This is a genomic window from Hyphomonas atlantica corrig., from assembly GCF_017795365.1.
In the GTDB taxonomy this organism is placed as follows: Bacteria; Pseudomonadota; Alphaproteobacteria; order Caulobacterales; family Hyphomonadaceae; genus Hyphomonas; species Hyphomonas atlantica.
The window spans coordinates 2,872,945-2,894,503 of record NZ_CP051254.1 but is presented as its reverse complement, the minus strand read 5'-3'; the positions used below and the strand labels follow the sequence as shown (position 1 = coordinate 2,894,503).

Genomic DNA, 21,559 nt, shown 5'->3' with positions numbered 1-21,559 from the left:
GTCAAGAAGCCTGACATGGAGCAGGCGCCTCAGGTCACGCCCGAGGCAAGCACGCCAAAGCCTGCGCCGCAAATGGCGGCGGCTGATGCAAAGGCATTTGACCAGCTCGATGCAAAGCTGCGCATCCATGCCAAACTGATCGACGAACTCGACCTGTCTGCGCTCGACAAGATGGATGATGAAACGATGCGCCGCCGCGTGCGCGGTATCGTGTCGGAAATTATCAAGAAGGAAGAAATGGCGCTGTCCGCCGCTGAGGAAGCAAGTTTCGCAGACGCGGTGATGGACGAAATGACCGGTCTCGGGCCCATCGAGCCTTTGCTGAAGGACGACTCCATCGCGGATATCCTGATCAATGGCTGCAACCAAGTCTATGTTGAGCGCCACGGAAAGCTTCAACTGGCGCCTGTCAGGTTTGCTGACAATGACCATTTGCTTCGCATCGTTCAGCGCATCGTGGCGGCTGTGGGGCGTCGCGTGGATGAAAGCCAGCCCCTCGTCGATGCGCGTCTGCTGGACGGCAGCCGGGTGAACGCTGCCGTGTTGCCCATTGCCATTGACGGGCCACTTGTATCCATCCGGAAATTCTCGAAGTCGCCGCTGACCATGGAAAAGCTGGTTGGCTTTGGGGCGATCCCCCAGCCTGTTGCAGACTTCATTCTGGGCGCTGTGAAGTGTCGCGCGTCGACCGTCATTTCAGGCGGTACGGGCTCGGGAAAAACGACGCTGCTCAATGCGCTGTCCGCTGCGATCAGCCCGGACGAGCGTCTGATCACGATTGAGGATGCCGCTGAGCTGCAACTTCAGCAGCCGCACGTGGCGCGCATGGAAACCCGGCCGCCAAATATTGAAGGCAAAGGAGAGATTCGCCAGCGTGAACTCGTCAAGAATGCGCTGCGCATGCGTCCGGACCGGGTGATCCTGGGCGAGGTGCGCTCTGAAGAGGCCTTCGACATGCTGCAGGCCATGAATACGGGTCATGAAGGCTCCATGGCGACAATCCACGCCAACAACCCGCGTGACGCGCTGACCCGTCTGGAGCAGATGGTGATGATGGGCGGCATGAAGATATCGGAAACAGCCATCCGTGGTCAGATTGCCTCGGCCGTGAACTTCATCGTTCAGGCCACGCGCTTGTCAGATGGTTCGCGGAAAGTAGTGTCGATATCGGAAGTGACCGGCATGGAAGGCGCGGTCGTGCAATTGCAGGAAATTTTCCGTTTCGAGCGCACTGGCACGACAGATGAGGGCAAGGTGCAAGGGCACTTCGCCGCCACTGGCCTGCGCCCGAAATTCCTGGATGAAATGGAGCGCCGCGGCGTTCACATGCCGGAGGGCATGTTCGACCCGTCGATGCGGTTCTAGGAGGCTGCGCGCCGCATGTCCTGGTTGCCAGACATCTCTCAGCTGAGCCTGACAATCCTGATCCCGGTCATCATGGCGATAGGGGCGGCTTTTCTGGCGATCCAGTCCGTTATGGGCCTGGTGACGGAGGCGCAGACCCGCCGGATTGTGAACAAGCGCCTTCAGTTCAAGGAGCGGTTTGAAACGACCAGTGAAGCGATGATCGAGCTGCGCAAGGCGCGGGGGCTGGACCGGGATGGAAATCTTTCCATGCCACTACAATGGTTCAACCAGCTGGTGGTCCGGTCAGGCCTGAAATTCCAGCCGCTCAAATGGTTCGGCATGTCTGCCGGGGCAGGACTGGTTGCCGCGCTTGCCTATTGGCGTTTCGTCGGCGGAGCCGGGCCTGCGCTCGGCATTGCGGCGGGCATCTTCCTGCTGGCGCCCATCATCGGCCTCAAGATCGTGGCGGGCGGTCGTATGAAGAAGATGTCCCAGCAATTGCCAGACGCATTGCAGATCGTCTGCCGAAGCCTTGAGGCGGGACACCCGGTTGCCACGGCCGTGGCGCTGGTCGCGCGGGAAATGCCGGACCCCATCGGCACAGAATTTGGCATGGCGGCGGATGAGGTCTCCTACGGTATGTCTCTGACAAACGCTGTGCAGCGCATGGCCGTGCGGGCAGGCGATCCGGATGTGGAGCTGTTCGTGGCGACGGTCCGTCTACAGGAAAAGACGGGGGGCAATCTCTGCGAATTGTTGAAAGCCAATGTCACAACCATCCGTGAACGCCAGACCATGCGCCTGAAGGTGAAGGCGGCGTCGTCGGAGGGGCGGGCCTCTGCCATGATCCTGACGTCAGCGCCGTTCATTGTCATGGCGGGTATCCACATGCTGCGGCCGGAATTTTATGGCGAAGTTATCGATGACCCGCTCGTGCGGGTTCTGTTTCCTGCTTTCTTCATCTGGCTGGCGATTGGCAATTTCGTCATGCGCAAGATGATCAATTTCAAGATGTAGGGGATACGGAGCAATGCCACTGACAGCCTCCACACTCTTGCCGATCCTCATGCTGGCCTTTGCCGGTGTCCTCGCCATGCCGGCGCTGCTGGCCTTTGGGCGCAGCTGGAAAGCCAAGGAAGACCTTGAGCGCCGGCTTGAGCGCAAGGACCAGAAGCCCGCCCGCGCCGAAGTTCGCAATGAAAGCCGCATTGGGCGTGCGGTGATCGGCCTGGCGAACAAGGCAACCCCATCGAACGAGGAGGCGGTCAGCCAGGTGCGCGCCAAACTGTTGCTGGCGGGATATACCAGCCCGACCTCCGTGGGTCGGTATTATATCGCGCGGATCGCTTGTGTGGTGGTGCCGCAAATCCTGCTTCTGCTCGCCTTGCCCTATCTGGGCGATGTGTCGAAACAAACCCTCCTGTTCGTCAGCATTGGCTTGTTGATTGCGGGCATTCTGGCGCCTGATGCCATCGTCTCCCGCAAGGCGGCTGCGAGGCAACAGCAATGCTCTGCGGGCTTTCCGGACATGATGGACCTGATGGTCGCTTGTGTGGAAGCTGGTCTCAGCCTTGATGCGTCTGTTCAGCGCGTTGGGGAGGAGCTGGAACTGCGTCATCCCATCATCGCGATGCATATGAAGACGCTGTCTCTGGAGCTGCGGGCAGGCAAGGCGCGCAAGAATGCGTGGCGCGCCTTTGCGGACCGGATGTGCATTGAAGAGGCGAGTTCTCTGGCCACAATGCTGCGTCAGGCCGAGGAAATGGGAACGAGTCTCGGGCAAACCTTGCGTGTTTTCTCGGCAGATATGCGTAAACGCCGGATCCTGATGGCGGAAGAAAAAGCGATGGCTTTGCCCGCGAAATTGACTTTGCCTTTGATTTTATTTGTTTTTCCGGTCCTATTGGGCGTTCTGATCACGCCTGCCGTCATCAAGCTTCAGGGCGCCCTTTAGTGAATTCGCGGCTAGGCGAGTCAGTGCTCCATTGCTAACTTGTACCCATGACCACGACATATCTTGATTTCGAAAAGCCCATTGCGGAGCTGGACGCGAAGATTTCCGAGCTGGAAGCGCTTGCTTCAAGCAAGGAAGGGCCCTCGATCACCGACGAGCTGAAGAAGCTCAAGGCGAAGTCGAACAAGCAGCTGAAGGATATGTATTCCGATCTCAGTGCCTGGCGGAAAACGCTGGTAGCGCGCCATCCGGATCGGCCGCATCTGTCCGACTTCATCGAGAACATTTTCGAGGATTTCGAAGAACTCGCGGGCGATCGCGTTTTCGGAAATGACGAAGCGATCGTTGGTGGCCTTGCCCGCTTCAAAGGGCGCCCGGTTGTGATCATGGGCCATGAAAAGGGCCGAACCATCGAGAAGCGCCTGAAGCACAATTTCGGCATGGCTCACCCAGAAGGCTACCGCAAGGCTGTGCGCCTGATGGATATGGCCGAGAAATTTGACCTGCCGGTACTCAGCTTCCCTGATACGCAAGGGGCATATCCCGGCAAGGGTGGCGAAGAGCGCGGCCAGGCCGAAGCGATCGCACGCGGAACCCAGCGCGGGCTTTCGCTTGGTGTGCCGTTCGTGACGCTGATCATCGGCGAAGGCATGTCCGGCGGTGCGATTGGCATTGCCGCGGCCAACAAGGTGCTGATGATGGAACACGCGATCTATTCCGTAATCTCGCCAGAGGGCTGCGCATCAATCCTGTACCGGGACGCTGCCAAGGCGAAGGAAGCCGCCGATGCGATGAAGATCACCGCGCCGGATTTGCTAAAGACCAAAGTCATTGACGGTGTGGTCAAGGAGCCAGTCGGCGGTGCGCATCGTGATCCGAAGCGGGCAATGGCTGCGGCGTCCAAGGCGCTGGAAGAAGCGCTGAAGGAACTGGACGGTCTCAGTCCGTCAGAGCTGCGCGCGCAACGCCGGGAACGCTTTTACGCAATCGGCCGCGAAGGTATCTGATCCGGCTTGCATTGCCGTGCAAGGCGCTTCACGCTCTCCCAAAAATACAAGGGAGACGGGCCTCATGAAAAAATGGGCATTGGCTGCAAGCATTGCAGCTGTCGCGTGTGCTGCGCCAGCACCGAAGCAGGATTTGGCGGCAGGCTATGACATCGTGATCTATCCGGCGCAGGCCGTGGTCACGATGACGGGCGAGGACAAGACGGCTGAAGCGGTCGCGGTGTCGGCTGACAGGATCGTTGCTGTAGGCTCTCTGGAAGAGCTGAGGCGAGACTTGCCATCAGCGCGAGTGAACCCGGTCTTCGAAGACAAGACCATCGTGCCGGGCCTGATTGATCCGCACATCCACGTCGTGCTTGGCTCATTGCAATACAATCTGCCCATCACGCCGCCCTGGCCGATGGCCACACCACACGGCATGAAGGCTGGACTGCCCAATCGCGCCGCGTTTCTGCAGGCGCTGTCCGAACTGGTGGAGGCGGCTGGGCCGAGTGAGCCGATTGTTGCCTATGGCTATCATAATCTGGTGCATGGGGATCTGCACCGGGCAGATCTCGACGCGATTGCACCGGACCAGCCGCTGATCGTCTGGCACTATTCGTCACATGATTTCTATTTGAACAGCGCGGCGATTAATGCTGCCGGGTTCACGCCTGATATGGCTGAGCAGTTTCACGGGGTAGACCTCGATGCGGATGGCGCGCTGACCGGTCGGATTTATGAAGATGCGGCCATGCTGGTGGTGCAAGCGTTCGCTGGCGTGATCCTGACGCCTGAAAATGTCACGGCGGGCTTCAACGGATTCTCATCCATGCTGCGCCAGGCTGGTGTCACGACAACTGCGGAGCTCGGCTACGGCATGTTCGGCTGGGAAATGGAGGCGGCGAACATTCGCGCCAATTGGGGCAGCCCGCAGCAGGCTGGCTATCACCTCTATCTGATCCCGGAGCATCGTGCGCTCGAGCGGGCTTTCGGAGACGGCAAGGTTCAGGCCGTGCTGGATATGGCGAGCGGGAATACGGATACGGCGGCACCTATTCTGCCGCGCGTAAAGTTCTTCACCGATGGCGCCTTCTACAGCCAGACGATGCGGCTTTCTCCGCCGGGGTACCTCTCAGGGCAATCGGAAGGGTCAGAGGGGCTCTGGGTGGCGGGCCCCGACGGGATCGTTCCCGCCATTCAGCCCTATTGGGATGCCGACCTCGGCGTGAACATTCATTCCAACGGGGATGCCGCGCAGGGAGCAACATTGGAGGCTCTGGCTATGCTTCGTGAAGGCGATGATGGTCCGGCCAACAGCTTCGTGATTGAACATGGTGGCCTCTTTTCGGAGGAGCAGGTTGAACTGGCCGGTCAACTCGGCGCGCGCCTGTCTGCGGCCAGCCACTACGTATTTTACATGGCAAATGAATATGCGGGGCCATTGGGCGACGTACGGGCAAAATGGATCTCGCCGCTGGGTGCGCTGACCGAAGCGGGAGTGCCGGTGGCCGTGCACAGCGACGCGCCGCTTGCTCCGCCCCATCCGCTGCGCGCTGCAGGCGTCCACGTCACCCGTGCAACGCGGGAAGGCAGCACTTATGAAGCCGGCATGGCGCTGAGCCGCTATGAGGCCATGGAGGCGATCACGCTGGACGCGGCGATGGCCTTGGGGCTTGAGGCTGAGATTGGCTCCATCGCAACGGGCAAACGTGCAGATTTCACCATTCTTGGTGCCAACCCGCTGGACATGCCTGGCGCGGAGTGGGAGCACATTCCGGTGTGGGGCGTGGTGCTGGACGGTGAGCCGCGGCCCCTGAAGAATAAGGGCTCCCTGCAGGGTGAGTGAACGCGACTGGATCTCCCGCTATTTTGCACCTCTGGCCACAGCGCCAGGGGCAGCGGGTTTGCGAGATGACGTGGCGGAGCTGTCTGGCGGCGATGGGCGACTGATTGCGACAACGGACGCATTGGTCGAAGGCGTGCATTTTTTGCCGGATGATCCCATCGATACGATTGCGCGCAAGCTGGTGCGTACGAATGTGTCGGACGTTCTCTCGAAAGGTGCGCTGCCCGAAGATGTCTTGCTCACTCTGGGCTGGCCGAACTCAAGGCCGGAATCGGAGATCGCCGCGTTTGCGTCGGCTCTTGGCGATGATCTTGAGACATTCGGCGCTCGGCTTGTCGGAGGTGATACCGTGCGTAGCCGGGCCGGCTTGTTCCTCTCGCTCACGCTGACGGGGCGGTGCCTTTGCGAGCATCCGGTCAGGCGGAGCGGGGCGGCGCATGATCAGGATATCTGGGTGACGGGAGAGATGGGCGCAGCCTGTCTGGGGTTCGAGGCACTACAACGCGGCGAGTGCGATTCGCCTCATGTCGCGGTCTATCGCGTGCCGAGACTGCAGCCTGTTAGCGCGGCCCACCTGATTGCGAACCATGCGAGCGCAGCGATGGATGTGTCGGACGGACTGTTGGGGGATGCATCGGCGCTCGGCGAGGCGTCAGGCGTCGGCATGAAACTGGCGCTGGAGGAGATACGGTTCGCCGGGAAAGCGACAGATATCGACACGATGCTACGTCTGGCGACGTGGGGTGACGACTACCAGATCCTCTTCACCAGCGAAAAAACGCGACGCGAAACCATATTGGCCGATGCTGATGATGCGGGTGTTTCTGTTGCGCGTATTGGGGAAACTTCCCAAAAAACAGGACTCTCCATTACCTGGCGCGGAGAGGCCGTTAACCTCCCTGAAACTCTCGGCTTCGAGCATGGCTGAACTGGGCCCGGCCTGACTCGCGCCTGAAGGGAGGGATATTGCCTATTCCCCAAAGGAAAGGCAGGCTGGCGTCCTATAATAAACAGTGCATGATCAGGAAAACCTGGCGTTGAAGTTCTGTTTTAAGGGAAGGAAACGTAATCCATGTGGTATTATCTCGCTCTCGCGGCGGGTCTTTTGTCGGTCCTATATGGCTGGCTCCAGATCAACTCGATCATGAAGGCCCCGTCAGGTGATGCGCGTATGCGCGAAATCGCTCAGGCCATTCAGGAAGGCGCTAACGCCTATCTTGGCCGTCAGTACCGGACCATCGGCATTGTCGGTGTTGTGGTCGTCGTTCTGCTGGTCATCCTGTTCCGCAATTGGCAGGTGCCGCTCGGCTTCATTATCGGCGCAGCCTTGTCCGGTGCGGCCGGCTTTATCGGCATGAAAGTGTCGGTGCAGGCGAATGTGCGCACAACTGAAGCGGCGAAGTCCGGTCTGAATGCCGGTCTGAAGCTCGCCTTCAAGTCGGGCGCCATTACCGGCATGCTCGTTGTTGGCCTCGCGCTGTTGGGCATCGTGGTTTATTACGGCCTGCTTACAATGGTCACGGGCCTCAATCTCGCAGTTGAGAGTGAAAAACGCCTCGTGATCGACTCGCTAGTGGCGCTCGGCTTTGGTGCGTCCCTGATCTCGATCTTTGCGCGCCTTGGCGGCGGTATTTTCACCAAGGGTGCGGATGTCGGCGGAGATATGGTCGGCAAGGTCGAGGCCGGCATTCCGGAGGATGACCCCCGCAACGCCGCGACGATTGCAGACAATGTCGGTGACAATGTTGGCGATTGTGCCGGTATGGCCGCTGACCTGTTCGAGACGTACGCCGTAACGCTGGTAGCGACCATGGTTCTCGGCGCGATCTATTTCTCAGGCGCTCCGTACATCGTCGAAATCATGATGCTGCCGTTGGCAATTGCCGCCGTGTGTATCGTCACGTCGATCATTGGCACGTATTTCGTTAATCTCGGGCCGGGCAAGACAGATGTCATGGGAGCGCTTTACAAGGGCCTCATCGTGACGGGAATCCTATCGATAGGTGGCTTGGCTGTGGCCGTGGCAACCGTACTGCCGAACGGTTTTGGTGTGCTGGAAGATGCCGGTACGCGTCTTGGTCTTGCAAACGACGTGTCTGGTTGGATGCTGTTTGGATGCGGTGTGGTTGGTCTGGTCGTTACAGGCCTGATCGTTGTGATCACGGCTTATTATACCGAAACCAAGTACCGTCCGGTTCGCTCCATCGCGATGGCTTCTGAATCTGGTCATGGCACAAACGTGATCCAGGGCTTGGCCGTCTCGCTTGAATCAACGGCTCTGCCAGCCATCGTGATTATTGCGGGCATCATTCTGACCTTCAATCTCGCTGGCCTCTATGGGATCGCCATTGCGACGACGACCATGCTGGCGCTTGCCGGTATCATCGTGGCGCTGGACGCGTTCGGCCCTGTTACGGACAATGCAGGCGGCATCGCTGAGATGGCGGAACTGCCGTCTGAGATCCGCGATACGACTGATGCGCTTGATGCGGTTGGCAATACGACCAAAGCTGTCACCAAGGGATATGCTATCGGATCGGCGGGCCTCGGTGCGCTGGTTCTGTTTGCGGCTTATGCAGAAGATCTGAAATACTTCTCGGCCCGCGCGCAGGAAGGGGACTTCTTCTACAACACGGTTGCCGACTTCTCGATTGCGAATCCGTATGTCGTGGTTGGCCTCCTGTTTGGCGGTCTGCTGCCATTCCTGTTTGGTGGCCTGTCGATGATGGCTGTTGGCCGTGCGGCGCAGTCGGTGGTTGAGGAAGTGCGTCGCCAGTTCCGGGAAATGCCAGGTATCATGAAAGGCGAAGTGAAGCCTGACTACAGCCGGGCCGTGGACTTGCTGACCAAGGCTGCGATCAAGGAAATGATCGTGCCGTCGCTGTTGCCAGTCCTGTCGCCGATTGTGCTCTTTGGTGCGATCTTCCTGATTGCCGGCAAGGGCGCTGCGCTCGCAGCTGTCGGGGCCATGTTGCTCGGTGTCATCGTGACGGGCCTGTTTGTCGCCATTTCGATGACGTCCGGCGGCGGTGCCTGGGACAATGCCAAAAAGTATATCGAAGACGGCAATCATGGCGGCAAGGGCTCCGAAGCCCACAAGGCTGCCGTGACAGGCGATACGGTGGGTGACCCTTACAAGGACACGGCTGGCCCAGCCGTGAATCCCATGATCAAGATCACCAATATTGTGGCCCTGCTCATGCTTGCGGTGCTTGCTGGCCACTGAGCCACATGAATTTTTTATGGAAGGCCCCGGCGCGAAAGTGTCGGGGCCTTTGTTTTGAATGGAAATTTTGACAGATAGAATAAATCTATAGATGTTCGCAAAGCAATCAATTGGTCCTATTGCGCAACTCGACGTAACCTTTTCTCATCGACGCAATCAAACTTGGGCGGCCCCCGGCCAAGTCATAGGCGGCGTGTTCAGGTGGCCTCACCAGCGGGCCGGAAACAGGTTTTCGAACCGAGCGAAAGGGATAGGATTATGGACGGCAATGATATGGGCGGTGGCGGCAAATGCCCTGTGATGCACGGAAGTCTCACGTCGACTGAAACATCTGTGACGGCCTGGTGGCCCAAATCACTCAATTTCGACATTCTGCATCAGCATGACCGGAAGGTTCAGCCTTACGGACCTGATTACTCCTATCGCAAGGAAGTCGAGAAGCTCGACTATGAAGCCCTCAAGAAAGACGTGCACGCCCTCGTGACAGACAGCCAGGATTGGTGGCCAGCGGACTGGGGCAGCTATGCAGGTCTCTTCGTGCGTATGGCGTGGCACTCGGCGGGATCGTATCGACTGGCAGATGGTCGCGGCGGCGGCGGCGCAGGCAATTTGCGTTTCGCACCGCTTAATTCGTGGCCGGACAATGCCAATCTGGACAAGGCGCGCCGTCTGCTTTGGCCGATCAAGAAGAAATATGGCAACAAGCTCAGCTGGGCCGATTTGATCATTCTGGCTGGTAACGCCGCTTATGAAGTGGCTGGTCTTGAGACGTTCGGGTTTGCCTTCGGACGCGAAGACATCTGGCATCCAGAGAAAGACACGTTCTGGGGTTCCGAGAAGGAGTGGCTGACAGATTCCCGCTATGAAAAGCTGGACGAGCGTGAGTCACTCGCCAATCCGCTCGCTGCGGTGGTGATGGGACTGATCTATGTGAACCCGGAAGGTGTGAACGGAAAGCCTGACCCGGCCAGAACAGCGATGGACGTCCGCGAAACATTTAAGCGCATGGCCATGAACGACGAAGAGACTGCTGCGCTGACGGCGGGTGGCCACACAATTGGCAAATGTCACGGAAATTCTGACCCGACCGGACTTGGACCTGAGCCCGAGGGCGAAGACGTTGTTGGTATGGGGCTGGGGTGGAAAAACTCCAACCAGTCTGGAAATGGTCGTTTCACCTTGACTGGCGGCCCTGAGGGCGCATGGACATCGGAGCCGACAAAATGGGATGGTGGCTATCTCGACATGCTGCTGGACCATGAATGGGAGCTGACCAAGAGCCCGGCAGGCGCCTGGCAGTGGAAGCCTGTCAGCATTGACGAAGCCGACATGCCAGTCGATGTGGAGGATCCTTCCATCCGTACCATGCCGATGATGACAGATGCGGACATGGCCATGAAGGTCGATCCGATCTATCGCAAATACATGGAGAAGTTCCGCGAGGATCATGACTATTTCTCCAGGACCTTCGCGCGCGCATGGTTCAAGCTGACTCACCGCGACATGGGGCCAAAGCCTCGCTACATCGGCCCTTGGGTGCCACAGGAGGATTTGATCTGGCAGGATCCGGTCCCTGCGGGCAGCACGGACTATGATGTGGAGGCCGTCAAAGCGAAGATTGCGGACAGTGGTCTGTCTGTTGCCGACATGGTGTCGACCGCTTGGGACAGTGCCCGTACGTATCGCGGCTCTGACATGCGTGGTGGCGCGAATGGCGCGCGTATTCGCCTCGCACCTCAGAATGACTGGGATGGAAACGAGCCAGCCCGTCTGTCCCGCGTTCTGGAGGTTCTGGAGCCGATCGCAAAGGAAACCGGCGCAAGCATCGCAGATGTCATCGTTCTGGCCGGCAATGTCGGCGTAGAGCAGGCAGCGAAGGCGGCTGGATTTACAAAGACTGTGCCTTTCACACCGGGCCGTGGCGATGCGACTGCCGAGATGACGGATGCGGAATCATTTGAGCCGCTCGAGCCTCTGGTTGATGGCTACCGGAACTGGATCAAGGACGACTATGTGGTGAAGCCGGAAGAGATCCTTCTGGACCACACGCAGCTGCTGGGCCTGACCGCTCCGGAAATGACGTGCCTTGTAGGCGGTATGCGTGTCATCGGCACCAATCATGGCGGCAGCGCTCATGGTGTGTTCACAGACAATGTGGGTGCGCTGACGAACGACTTCTTTGTCAATCTGACCGATATGTCGAATACGTGGAACCCAACGGACGACGAGGGCATCTTCTCGATCCGCGATCGCCAGACTGATGCACCGAAGTGGACCGCTACACGGATTGACCTTGTCTTCGGGTCGAACTCCATCCTGCGCGCCTATGCGGAAGTGTACGCACAGGACGACAACAAGGAGAAACTGGTCGACGACTTCATCGCGGCCTGGACGAAAGTGATGGAAGCTGACCGCTTCGATACGCGCGCTTAGTGCGGAATCCTGAAATCAGAAACGCCCCGGGCAGCCGGGGCGTTTTTTTATGCGGGCTTGACGAGTGAAGAGGCCATGCGCCTGAACTCTTCCTGGCTTAGCGTTTCAGCTCTTGCTGTGGGGTCGATGTCCAACCCTTCCAGCCACTCAGCTGCTTTCAGACCATGCCGCTTGGCGAGGGGTTTCAATCCGGCCCGGAGCATCTTGCGGCGTTGGCCGAAGGCGGCGCCAGCAACTTCTTCCAGCTTGGCCAGATGAGGAAAGACTTTTTCCTGCGGTAGTGGATGCAAGACTGCGACAGCGCTGTCGACTTTCGGGGGTGGCCGGAATGCACCTGGCGGCAGTGTGAAGGCGATATGCGGATCGCAGACGGCGTGCGCGAGCACGGCAAGCCGTCCGTAATGGTCCGTATTCGGTTTGGCGCACACCCGCTCTGCCACTTCTTTCTGGAACATTAGCGCCATCTCGCCTCGCCACGGTCCCGCCTTCAGCCAGTTTACCAGAAGAGGCGTGCCAACATTGTAAGGCAGGTTGGCGATGATCATGGCGGGTGTCTCACCGCCGAGTTCAGCAATTGCCTGTTCCCAGCGAACCTTCCGCGCATCCTTCAGAATGACGTGCAATCGACCCGTTTCGGCTTCGGGCCACGTTTTAAGCGCGTCCGCAAACCGCTCGTCTGCCTCGACTGCAATGACCTTGCCTGCGCCATTGTCCAGTAGGGCGCGGGTCAGGCCACCCGGGCCGGGGCCAACTTCGATTACTGTGCGGCCTTCAACCGGACCAGCCGCCAGTGCCGTACGCTTCAAGATATCCGGGTCGAACAGGAAATGCTGTCCAAGTGCCTTGCGGGCGGTGGCCTGCGTCAGGCCGGGGGGCGTTTCGTCACGGCTCATGCCGTTTCCTTTCTATGGCCGGCAATCAAACGCGCTTGGCGGATTGCCGCGATCAAGCTGTCAGGACGGGCGGTGCCGTTCGCGGCAGCTTCGTATCCCGTGCCGTGGTCCGGGCTGGTGCGTACGATGGGTAGGCCAAGCGTCGTGTTCACGCCTCCCCACATGTCCAACGTCTTCACCGGTATCAAGCCCTGATCATGCGTCATGGAGATGATGGCATCGAAGCGACCGTCTCGGGCTTCGGCAAATACCGTATCAGCTGACCGTGCGTCTGACATATCTATACCGGCTGAGCGTAATTGGTCCGCTGCCGGATTGATGATATCTATTTCTTCTCGGCCTATCGTGCCGTTCTCGCCGGCATGGGGGTTTAATCCGGTGAAAGCGAGGCGTGGGGACGTAAGGCCGAAATCTTGGCGCATGGCCGTGTCGACGATCTTGCCGAGCTTTACGAGGTCTTCCATATTCAGTGTAGTGAACACATCTTTCAGCGCGATATGAATGGTCGCAAGGGCGACACGCAATCCGCCCCCTGTCAGCAACATGACCGGCTGAGCTGCTCCGCCCGTAGCGGTGTTGCACAGAGCAGCGACGAACTCCGTATGACCGGGGTGTGTGAACCCCGCGGCATAGAGCAGGGCCTTGTTGATAGGATTGGTGACAACAGCGTCCGCGGCTCCGGATAGGCAAAAAGCGGCGGCTTGCTCAATCGAGGCGATTATCGCTGGGGCTGAGCGGCTGTCTGGCTGCCCGCGAACCGGGAGAGGGAATGCATCAAGCGGTAGAACAGGGAGCGCTGATCCGAATACGCCGGAGGCTTCGGATGGATCGGAAATCGTTTGGGTGGGTACCTCGCCCTGATACAGATCCGGCGCGCCGATTACGAAGAACGCGCAGTCGGCTTCGCCTTGCAGCGCATTCCAGGCAGAAACGGTAATCGACGGCCCCACACCCGCAGGGTCACCCATCGTGATTACCAAGGGAGGACGGTTCGCGTCAGTCATTGCAGGCGGTGTTCACCCAAACCGCGCGGTGCGCAAGGTCTAGCGATAGATTATCGTCGCTTCGCGGCGCAGGTCACGCAGCTCTCGTTCGGAAATCATCCCGAGTTCCTGATCCTTCAGGCGACCTTTCAGATCGTCACGGGATGGCAACGCTTCCGCGCCGTCTTCGCGGCGGCATACATACATGAGGGCAAGACCGTTGCCGGCAGCGAAGATTTCTGTCGGTTGACCAACCTCCACAGACATGACGAGGCTTTTGCCTTCGCTGCCAAGTTCTTCAATGTCGATATCGGTCAAATCAGCATGGCGCAGGTTGGATTTCGAGTTTGCGACGCTCTGAACATCCTCACAGGTCTCGATTGCGGCCATCGCTTCCTTTAGCGTGGCTTCGTCGCCATCTGTCGCTTGTAGACGCTTCAGGTCCACTTTCGTGGTCAGCTTTGCAGGCTCGCGCTTGTTCACGACGTTGAGGATGTAGACACCGTTTTCGCTCTGGATCGGGCCGATAATTCCTGGTCCGGCTGAGCCTTCCACGGCTTCCGCCAGAATGGGGTCCAAATCGCTCGTCGTGATCCAGCCCATGTCTCCGCCCGTGGCGGCTGTCGGGGCAGACGAAATACGCTGCGCCGCGATGCGGAAATCAGCGCCCTGATTCAATTGTCCGATGATGGAATTGGCCGCCTCGGTCGCTTGCGCCTTGGTCTCGGCATCTGGCGCATACAGGAAGATTTCGGAGATGCGGAATTGCGTTTGTTGCAGTGAGTTCCGTACGCGGTTCAGTTGTTCATCCACCTGATTGTCGGAAATTCGGATGCGGGAGCCATAGAGTCCCCCCATTACGCGGCTCCATGCGATTTCTGCGCGCATCTGCTCTTCCAAGCTGGCCGGATTTACACCGGCTGCGAGAAGTTGCTCTTTCAATTGATCTCCGGTCGCGCCGGACTGGCGGGCCATGTCATCGACAGCGCCGTTAATCTCATCAGGTGAGATTTCCATTTCGAACTCCGCTGCCTTTTCAAGCTGCAGGCGTTCGTCGATGAGCTGTTCCAGTGCCTGACCAGTGATTTGCTGAATTTGCTCCTGCGTTGGCTGCTGGCCGCCAAGGCTGAGCAAAAGAAGGCGGGCGCGCTGGCGAACGTCGGAATAGGAAATTGGCTGGTCGTTCACGATAGCTGCGACGCCTTCGAGCGCAAGGCGTTCTGGCGCATCGGCTTCCTGGGCGAAGGATGTGCCTCCCACGGGAAGTGCCGCGATCATGACGGCGGCGATTATCTGACGAACCATAAATGGCCTCCATTGAGTGCCCAGCCGGGCCCCGTGGCAATTATACAGCGCGGAACATACAAGTCCCACGTATCGGCGCAACGCATCAGGGCAGTGTTCCCTGAATTCTTACGAAAAATTAGTGTGTGCCGCTTTGCTCAAAGCACTCGGTCCCGTCGAATCAATCGAACTCACTTGAACCAAAATTGCCGATTGATTTCAGGAAGAAGCGGAACTGAATGCTCTCTTCCGGCCCGAGCGTTCGATCAATGAGTTCAGTGCGCTGGTAGACGAGTTCGAAACGAGAGCAATCATCTTCGAATGCTATTCCGTATTCCTGACGGGCGTTCAAATTGTCTTCGATGTCACGTAACTGTCCGGCAATAATCGAATACTGGTCGGTAACGCGGAGTTCGCCACGCACATATATGCCTTCATCCGCTCTGCCCGTGGTCGCTATTCGCTCGTCCACCTTATAGTATTGGGCGACACCTCGGAAGCGTTTGAAATTACTCGTTATTTTTGTGTCTATTCGGTTGAGGCTGAAGCCATCCTCATCCAGCCGGGCTCGCGTATCGATCTTCAGTTGGGGCCCGAAATTCGCTGTCGCCGCGATAATCCAGTCGGACGAGGTTCCGTCCAGATTGCTGATACCGTCAAAGGAGTCATCGGGCCGTGATCGCCAACGTTTGCCAACCGTTGTGCTGAAGTCCATGCCGTTTTTCCAGAGGGTTCTGGCTGTGATTCCCGCAGATAATTTCCCGTCGCCTTCATACAGGTCGTATGCGCCAAATCCGTTCGGATCAAATAGCGAAGATGCATCTGATTCAAACAGAAGGCTGTCTTCAATCGGGATGACGTCATCATTCACGTTGGACGGTCCCCAAGCCGCCATGACTGCTGGTTCAATCATGATATCAACCATCTCGCCCGGTCGAATCATCGGATAGGCCAATTTGCCACCAACATTCCCGACAATGCGAGAGGCGTCTTCCTCTCCTGACACATCCTCATCAAGCCGGTAATAGTCAGCTCTGACCTCCGCAAACTGTTCAAATGTGAACCCGCCTGGCAGCACGTTCAGATCAGACCAGTCTGCACCAAAGCTTACCCGGTGGCTGTCTGCTCCCAAATCACGGCTCAATATGGCGCTGGATGCGTTGACGCTGGCATAGCCCATCTTTCCGAGATCCCAGTACTTCTCACTGAAGAAAACCGGCAGCGCTGTCGGCAATTCGCCATCGTCATCGCTCGACCTGAGGCCCTGGAATTTCAGGAGCGCCACATCTGAATAATAGCTTTCCCCCTGACCCATCGCGAATATTTGTGACAACAGGCGACGTGGCTGGCTGGAATACAGGCCGCGTTTCTCGTCCTGTCCGTCGATGTCGTAACGTCGGTCGTAGAGATCGTCGCTCTGATGCTCGACTCCAAACCCCCATTTCCATTCATTGTTGATGGCAAACAAGCCGCTTCCATATATATGGCCGCGCAGTTTCTCTTCTCCGAACAATTCGCCGTCGCTGTCAAAATCCTGCTCGTTGGTGAAGCTGGTATTGAAGTTGATGGAGCCCGAATAGAAGCGTTTGCGCAGATCAAGCTCGAGTAGAGGGTTCACGTTTTGCGTGACCATCGGTGCAATGGTGATGTCGGTCGAATCAGAAACTGCCCAATAATACGGCTGCTGATAGAACCATCCCAGTTTTGAAGAGTTTCCTGCCGACGGAATCAGCAACCCTGACCGACGTTCAGAACTCGGATCCGGATGCGCCAGAAAAGGAAAGTAGAATACTGGAATGCCTGCGACCTCAATCACGGCGTCCCGGTAAGATATCATCTGGCTTTCCTGATCAAGCACTGCGCGGCGAGCTCGCACTGCCCAGGTTGGTGTCTTGTCATCCTCACAGACCGGACACGCTGTGTAGACGACCTGGTCCAGCGCATTTACGCCGTCGGACTGGCGAATGGCGGAGTTTGCCGCCACAGTCGCGTCCCCTTCCAGACGTGCGGAAAAGCCGATCGCATAGCCGTCCGAGAGGGTCGAATCGACTTCCACTTCATCGGCAAATTGTTGAGCTCCGGTCTCATCAATAATGATGACGTTGCCGGTGGCGCGTACTTTTTCGGTGGAGCGATCGTAGACCAGCTTGTCTGCGCGCAGGATGCGTCCTTGGTATAGCGCCTCGACATTGCCCTCGGCGACCAACTGGTTTTCATCCCGGATTTCGTAAACATAATCCGCTTCCAGAACGACGCGCTCATCCGCTTCTGTCGGCTGCGGCGCGGCAGCGGTGTCCTGGGCGATGGCGTACCAGGGAAGGGAGACCGCCATACCGAGCGCAGCCGCAACATGATGCCATTTTGCCAAAACGCGTACCCTTACAACTGCTTCTATGTGCCGGATTGCGCGTGGATCACGCCTTTTCGCCACTCAACTCCAATTGGAGGCTTAGAGAGGAAGGCGTGAATCGTCCAGCCATCAGACCATTCCGTCTGATTTTTCATGAACCTGCCGATACATCAGCAACACATGTCGTTCTAAATCGCGCGGCAAGCCAATCCGCCAGGCAGGGTTGTGGCGGAACCTGATAATTCCAGCTCCATGAGCGCTGCAGCGCATTGGGCCGGCGTTGCACCCGCCGCACGGGCGATCTCGTCGATCGGCATTGGATGCGGCGACAGCGCGTGCTCAATACGCGTGAGAAGATCTTGAGGCAGGTCCGGTTCAGGGGCGCCTTCAAACAAGTCGCCATTTGTCGCAACATTTGAAAAGGGTAGGCTTTCAAGCACTTCGAGAATGTCGTCGGCATGGCGAACGAGTGTGGCGCCCTGCCGGATCAGCCGATTTGTTCCAGATGACCGCGGGTCAAGCGGGGAGCCGGGCATGGCCATGACCTCGCGGCCTTGTTCGCCAGCCATACGTGCTGAAATCAGAGATCCTGATCGTTCAGCTGCCTCCACCACGACGACGCCACGTGACAATCCCGTGATGATGCGATTGCGGCGTGGGAAATCCTGCGCCTTTGCCCGATACCCGAACGGGCTTTCTGACAGAATCAAACCCTTCGCGGCGATCTCGGCGTAGAGGCGCTCGTGTTGGGGCGGATACACATGGTCCACCGCGCCGCCGAGCACGGCAACGGTCCCCGTCGCCAGACTTGCAGCATGGGCCTCTCCGTCTATGCCGAGGGCCAGCCCGGAAACGGTGACGAAACCAGCCTTTCCAAGTGCAGCGGATATGTCCCGTGCCAGTTTGCGCCCAGCGGCGGAGGCGTTTCTCGCGCCGACTATTGCCACTGTGGGCTCCGCGGCGAGATCCATTTTACCTAATGCGGTCAGGACAGGCGGCGGCGGATCCAGCGCTTTCAGCAGAGGGGGATATTCCGGGTCGCAACTGGCAAGAATTTGCGCGCCATATTTGCGGGTCAGGTCGAGTTCTTTGGCAATCTCTTCCGCTGCGGGAGGAACGAGTTCTTTCCCGCGGCGACTCTTTCGTGTCAGTTCAGGTAGAGCATCCAGAGCGGCGCTGGCGGATTTGAACTTTCGCAGCAACTGGAAAAATGTGACCGGACCAATGTTCGGTGTGCGGGCGAGCCTCACCCAGTCGATGCGTTCGACATCACTGAGAGGCCGCGCTGGCGTCATGTCTCGGAGTCAGGTTTTTTCTTGGCACCAAATTTCGGTTCTTCTCCCTTGAGAAGGCGGCCGAGATTGGCGCGGTGTGTCCAGAACACAAAGACTGACAAGAGGGCCAGGCCCCCGATGACGAACATGTTCCGTTCGCCAAGCAACCATGCGCCCGGCGCCACCAGTGTCGCTGCGCTCAGGGCGGCGAGTGACGATATGCGCGTCAACGCAAATAGTCCGAGCCAGACGGGTGCAGCGACATAAAATCCGGGCAAGGAGACGAATGGCAACAGACCCGCATAGGTCGCGACTCCCTTGCCACCCTTGAAACCCAACCAGATTGGGTAGCAATGCCCGACAAAGGCGAATGCGCCCGCCACAAAGCCGACTTCCCGGCCGGCCAGCATTCCAAAAGCGAGCGCCACGAGACCTGCCTTCAAGCTGTCCAGGAGAAGCGTCGCCAAGGCGAGATCCTTCCGGCCAGTCCGCAACACATTCGTCGCGCCGATATTGCCGGAGCCGATCGAGCGGATGTCTCCGAGGCCAGCTGCGCGCGTAATCAAAAGGCCAAAGGGAATTGATCCGGCGAGGTAGCCGCAAATTGCCGCGAGGGGGAAAGCCAGCTCGGCTGTCATATCGATAACCTCAATTCCTAATTGAAATTCTTAAGTGCGAACTGTCGCCACTGCAACCAGGCGGCTTCTAGCGTTCGAATACCTGTTCGCCGCCGACAAATGTCTTCAGTACGATCCCTTGAAGGCGTCGCCCATCAAAAGGAGAATTGGTCGACCGGGAGCGCAAGTTTTCCCGCTCGCATAGCCAGGGCTTGTTTGGGTCGAAAAGGATCAGATCTGCAGGTGTACCTTCAGAAAGTCGCCCTTGAGGCAGACCGATCATGTCCGCAGGTTTCGAGGTAATTGGTGCCAGCACTTCGAGCAGGCTGAGCGGGCCATCATGGTGAAAGCTCAACAAGGCAGACAGAGTGGTTTCGAGCCCCGCCGCTCCAAAGCTTGCTTCGCCAAATGGCAGGCGTTTTTCTTCCGGAGGTTGTGGGTCGTGCGCAGATACGACAGCATCGATCCAGCCTGCCTTGAGCGCGGTGATCATGGATTGTCGCGTATCTTCGTCCCGGAAAGGCGGGTTCACTTTGCAATAGGTGAGATAATCGCCGACATCGAGTTCATTGAAGAACAGGGAATGGGCGGCGATTGTTGAGAACACGCTTGCGCCGCGGTCACGAGAATCTGCGATCATTTCCAGCGTTCTCAGCGTCGACACCTGATCAAGGATCAGCGTGCAGCCCGTGGCTTCTGCAAGCATCAGATCACGGGCGGCGCCGATCCACTCAGCTTCTTTAGCGATTCCGGCGAGCCCTTTGCGCGCCGCGAATGCTCCGGCGTTCATGACGCCTGAGCCTTTCAGCGCCGTGTCGTCAGGCCGGGACATGACAATGGCGCCTCTGCTGGCCGCATACGTCATCGCCCGCTTCATGATCGACGGATTGCTGACGGGTGTGTCGCCATTTGTGAAGAGTACCGCGCCAGCGTCTGCCATCAGCCCGATCTCGGCCATGGCGTCGCCCTTCAGGCCGGTCGTCAATGCGCCCGCAGGATAGATGCGCGCCTGCGCGCTGGCCTTCGCGCGATCGGAAATGAAACGGACCAAGGCCACGTCATCCACAACCGGCTTTGTGTCAGGCATGACGACAAGGCTGGTCACACCGCCTGCAACTGCTGCGCGAGAGGCGGTTGCCAGTGTTTCTTTCTGTTCGTCGCCAGGCTCGCCTGTCTTTACCCGTAGGTCGATCAGGCCAGGTGCCAGACAGAGCCCGCCAGCATCCAGCGCGCTCTTCGCACCTTCATGTGCTGATGCCGCGCCGGGCGTGACGGATTTGATCGCGCCATCTTCGATAAGGATTGCGCCAGTTTCATCAAGGCCTGATGCCGGGTCGAGCAGGCGGGCATTGTAGATGGACAGGCTCATGAGCGACCTCCGGCAAGAAGATGCAGCACAGCTTCGCGCACCGCGACGCCCATTTCCACTTGCTCGGTAATCACTGAGCGTTCTCCGTCAGCAATGGCGCTCTCGATCTCGATCCCGCGATTCATCGGGCCGGGATGCATCACAATGGCATCTTCCCTAGCCAGCGCGAGACGTTCGGCGGTCAGGCCGAAATAGCGAAAGTACTCACGTCGACTTGGCAGATACGCGCCATCCATGCGTTCGAGCTGCAGGCGCAGCATCATCACGACATCAGCTCCCTCAAGCGCTGCGTCGAAATCAGACGTCGCGGACGCAGCGCCCCATGTTTCCGTGCCGGAGGGCATCAGGGTGCGCGGGGCGCAAAGGTGAACTTCCGCGCCAAGCAGGTGCAGCGCCAGCGTCGTCGATCGGGCGACACGCGAATGGACAATGTCGCCACAAATCACGACTTTGAGGCCTTCAACACGTCCCTTGTTGCGCCGGATGGTCAGTGTGTCGAGAAGGCCCTGTGTCGGGTGTTCATGCGTACCGTCGCCTGCGTTGATCACGGCGCAATCAACTTTACGGGACAGCAATTTGGCGCCACCAGATGCCGAATGACGCACGACAAGCACATCAGGCTTCATTGCGTTCAGCGTCATTGCGGTGTCGATCAGCGTTTCGCCCTTTTTCACAGAGGACTGCGCGACCGGCATCGACACGACATCCGCACCGAGGCGGCGAGCGGCGATCTCGAAACTGCTCATCGTACGGGTCGAGTTCTCGAAGAACAGGTTCACGACCGTCTTGCCGGACAGGACAGGATCGGCCCGCTTGCCGGAACGCGTCGCCTCGGCATAGTCGTTTGCCAGATCAAGAATATGCGTCAGATCGAGCGGGTGAAGGCCATCAATGCCCAGCAGATGCTCGTGGTCGAAGGAGTAGTGGATTGCCGCCTTGCTCATGGAGGCCCTTTCGATTTTCGGCGGTTTAGGACCGTTTCCGAGTCGGGGCA

Annotated in this window: 16 protein-coding genes; 8 read left to right on the top strand and 8 right to left on the bottom strand. The window is 58.5% G+C overall.

Annotated features, from left to right (window positions below; translation table 11 throughout):
* Positions 1–15 precede the first annotated feature (15 nt).
* From HF931_RS13965 to katG, 8 genes are all read left to right on the top strand, one after another.
* Positions 16–1,365, top strand: a complete 1,350-nt coding sequence (locus HF931_RS13965) for a CpaF family protein (RefSeq protein ID WP_348764108.1) — start codon at positions 16–18, stop codon at positions 1,363–1,365.
* A 15-nt stretch (positions 1,366–1,380) separates the two neighbouring features.
* On the top strand, positions 1,381–2,364 hold the full coding sequence (locus HF931_RS13960) for a type II secretion system F family protein (protein ID WP_241764190.1): 984 nt from the start codon (positions 1,381–1,383) through the stop codon (positions 2,362–2,364).
* Positions 2,365–2,377: 13 nt separating this feature from the next.
* Positions 2,378–3,301, top strand: coding sequence for a type II secretion system F family protein (locus HF931_RS13955; protein ID WP_051602705.1), 924 nt, complete (start codon positions 2,378–2,380; stop codon positions 3,299–3,301).
* Between the two features lie 47 nt (positions 3,302–3,348).
* On the top strand, positions 3,349–4,308 hold the full coding sequence (locus HF931_RS13950; protein WP_035552333.1) for an acetyl-CoA carboxylase carboxyltransferase subunit alpha: 960 nt from the start codon (positions 3,349–3,351) through the stop codon (positions 4,306–4,308).
* Between the two features lie 64 nt (positions 4,309–4,372).
* Positions 4,373–6,136: an amidohydrolase gene (locus tag HF931_RS13945; protein ID WP_035552329.1), complete on the top strand. Its 1,764-nt coding sequence runs from the start codon at positions 4,373–4,375 to the stop codon at positions 6,134–6,136.
* Positions 6,129–7,064 (top strand): thiamine-phosphate kinase, encoded by a 936-nt coding sequence (gene thiL / locus HF931_RS13940; RefSeq protein ID WP_035552325.1) that lies wholly within the window; start codon positions 6,129–6,131, stop codon positions 7,062–7,064. The genes HF931_RS13945 and thiL overlap by 8 nt, the downstream gene beginning before the upstream one ends.
* 144 nt (positions 7,065–7,208) lie before the next feature.
* The gene (locus tag HF931_RS13935) at positions 7,209–9,362 is read left to right on the top strand and encodes a sodium-translocating pyrophosphatase (protein WP_035552321.1); all 2,154 of its coding nucleotides are present in this window, start codon (positions 7,209–7,211) and stop codon (positions 9,360–9,362) included.
* A 258-nt stretch (positions 9,363–9,620) separates the two neighbouring features.
* The gene (gene katG, locus HF931_RS13930; protein ID WP_155841856.1) at positions 9,621–11,795 is read left to right on the top strand and encodes a catalase/peroxidase HPI; all 2,175 of its coding nucleotides are present in this window, start codon (positions 9,621–9,623) and stop codon (positions 11,793–11,795) included.
* 47 nt (positions 11,796–11,842) lie between these two features.
* Here the strand turns inward: katG and rsmA are convergent, their stop codons facing one another.
* The 8 genes from rsmA to HF931_RS13890 all read right to left on the bottom strand — a co-directional run bounded on the left by rsmA (position 11,843) and on the right by HF931_RS13890 (position 21,509).
* Positions 11,843–12,688 carry a 16S rRNA (adenine(1518)-N(6)/adenine(1519)-N(6))-dimethyltransferase RsmA gene (gene rsmA, locus HF931_RS13925; RefSeq protein ID WP_051602704.1) on the bottom strand — a complete coding sequence of 282 codons (846 nt, stop codon included), beginning with the start codon at positions 12,686–12,688 and terminating at the stop codon, positions 11,843–11,845.
* On the bottom strand, positions 12,685–13,692 hold the full coding sequence (pdxA, locus tag HF931_RS13920; RefSeq protein ID WP_035552319.1) for a 4-hydroxythreonine-4-phosphate dehydrogenase PdxA: 1,008 nt from the start codon (positions 13,690–13,692) through the stop codon (positions 12,685–12,687). The genes rsmA and pdxA overlap by 4 nt, the downstream gene beginning before the upstream one ends.
* 39 nt (positions 13,693–13,731) lie before the next feature.
* Positions 13,732–14,976, bottom strand: coding sequence for a peptidylprolyl isomerase (locus HF931_RS13915; protein ID WP_035552318.1), 1,245 nt, complete (start codon positions 14,974–14,976; stop codon positions 13,732–13,734).
* A 160-nt stretch (positions 14,977–15,136) separates the two neighbouring features.
* The gene (locus tag HF931_RS13910) at positions 15,137–17,323 is read right to left on the bottom strand and encodes an LPS-assembly protein LptD (protein ID WP_273240549.1); all 2,187 of its coding nucleotides are present in this window, start codon (positions 17,321–17,323) and stop codon (positions 15,137–15,139) included.
* Positions 17,324–17,493: 170 nt separating this feature from the next.
* Positions 17,494–18,600 carry a DNA-processing protein DprA gene (gene dprA / locus HF931_RS13905; protein ID WP_273240547.1) on the bottom strand — a complete coding sequence of 369 codons (1,107 nt, stop codon included), beginning with the start codon at positions 18,598–18,600 and terminating at the stop codon, positions 17,494–17,496.
* Entirely contained in the window at positions 18,597–19,217 is a 621-nt protein-coding gene (gene plsY, locus HF931_RS13900; RefSeq protein ID WP_273014120.1) for a glycerol-3-phosphate 1-O-acyltransferase PlsY, read from the bottom strand. The genes dprA and plsY overlap by 4 nt, the downstream gene beginning before the upstream one ends.
* Positions 19,218–19,284: 67 nt before the next feature.
* A complete protein-coding gene (pyrC, locus tag HF931_RS13895; RefSeq protein ID WP_035552310.1) occupies positions 19,285–20,565 on the bottom strand; it encodes a dihydroorotase in 1,281 nt (426 codons plus the stop codon).
* Positions 20,562–21,509: an aspartate carbamoyltransferase catalytic subunit gene (locus tag HF931_RS13890; RefSeq protein WP_035552307.1), complete on the bottom strand. Its 948-nt coding sequence runs from the start codon at positions 21,507–21,509 to the stop codon at positions 20,562–20,564. The genes pyrC and HF931_RS13890 overlap by 4 nt, the downstream gene beginning before the upstream one ends.
* Between the last annotated feature and the right edge of the window lie 50 nt (positions 21,510–21,559).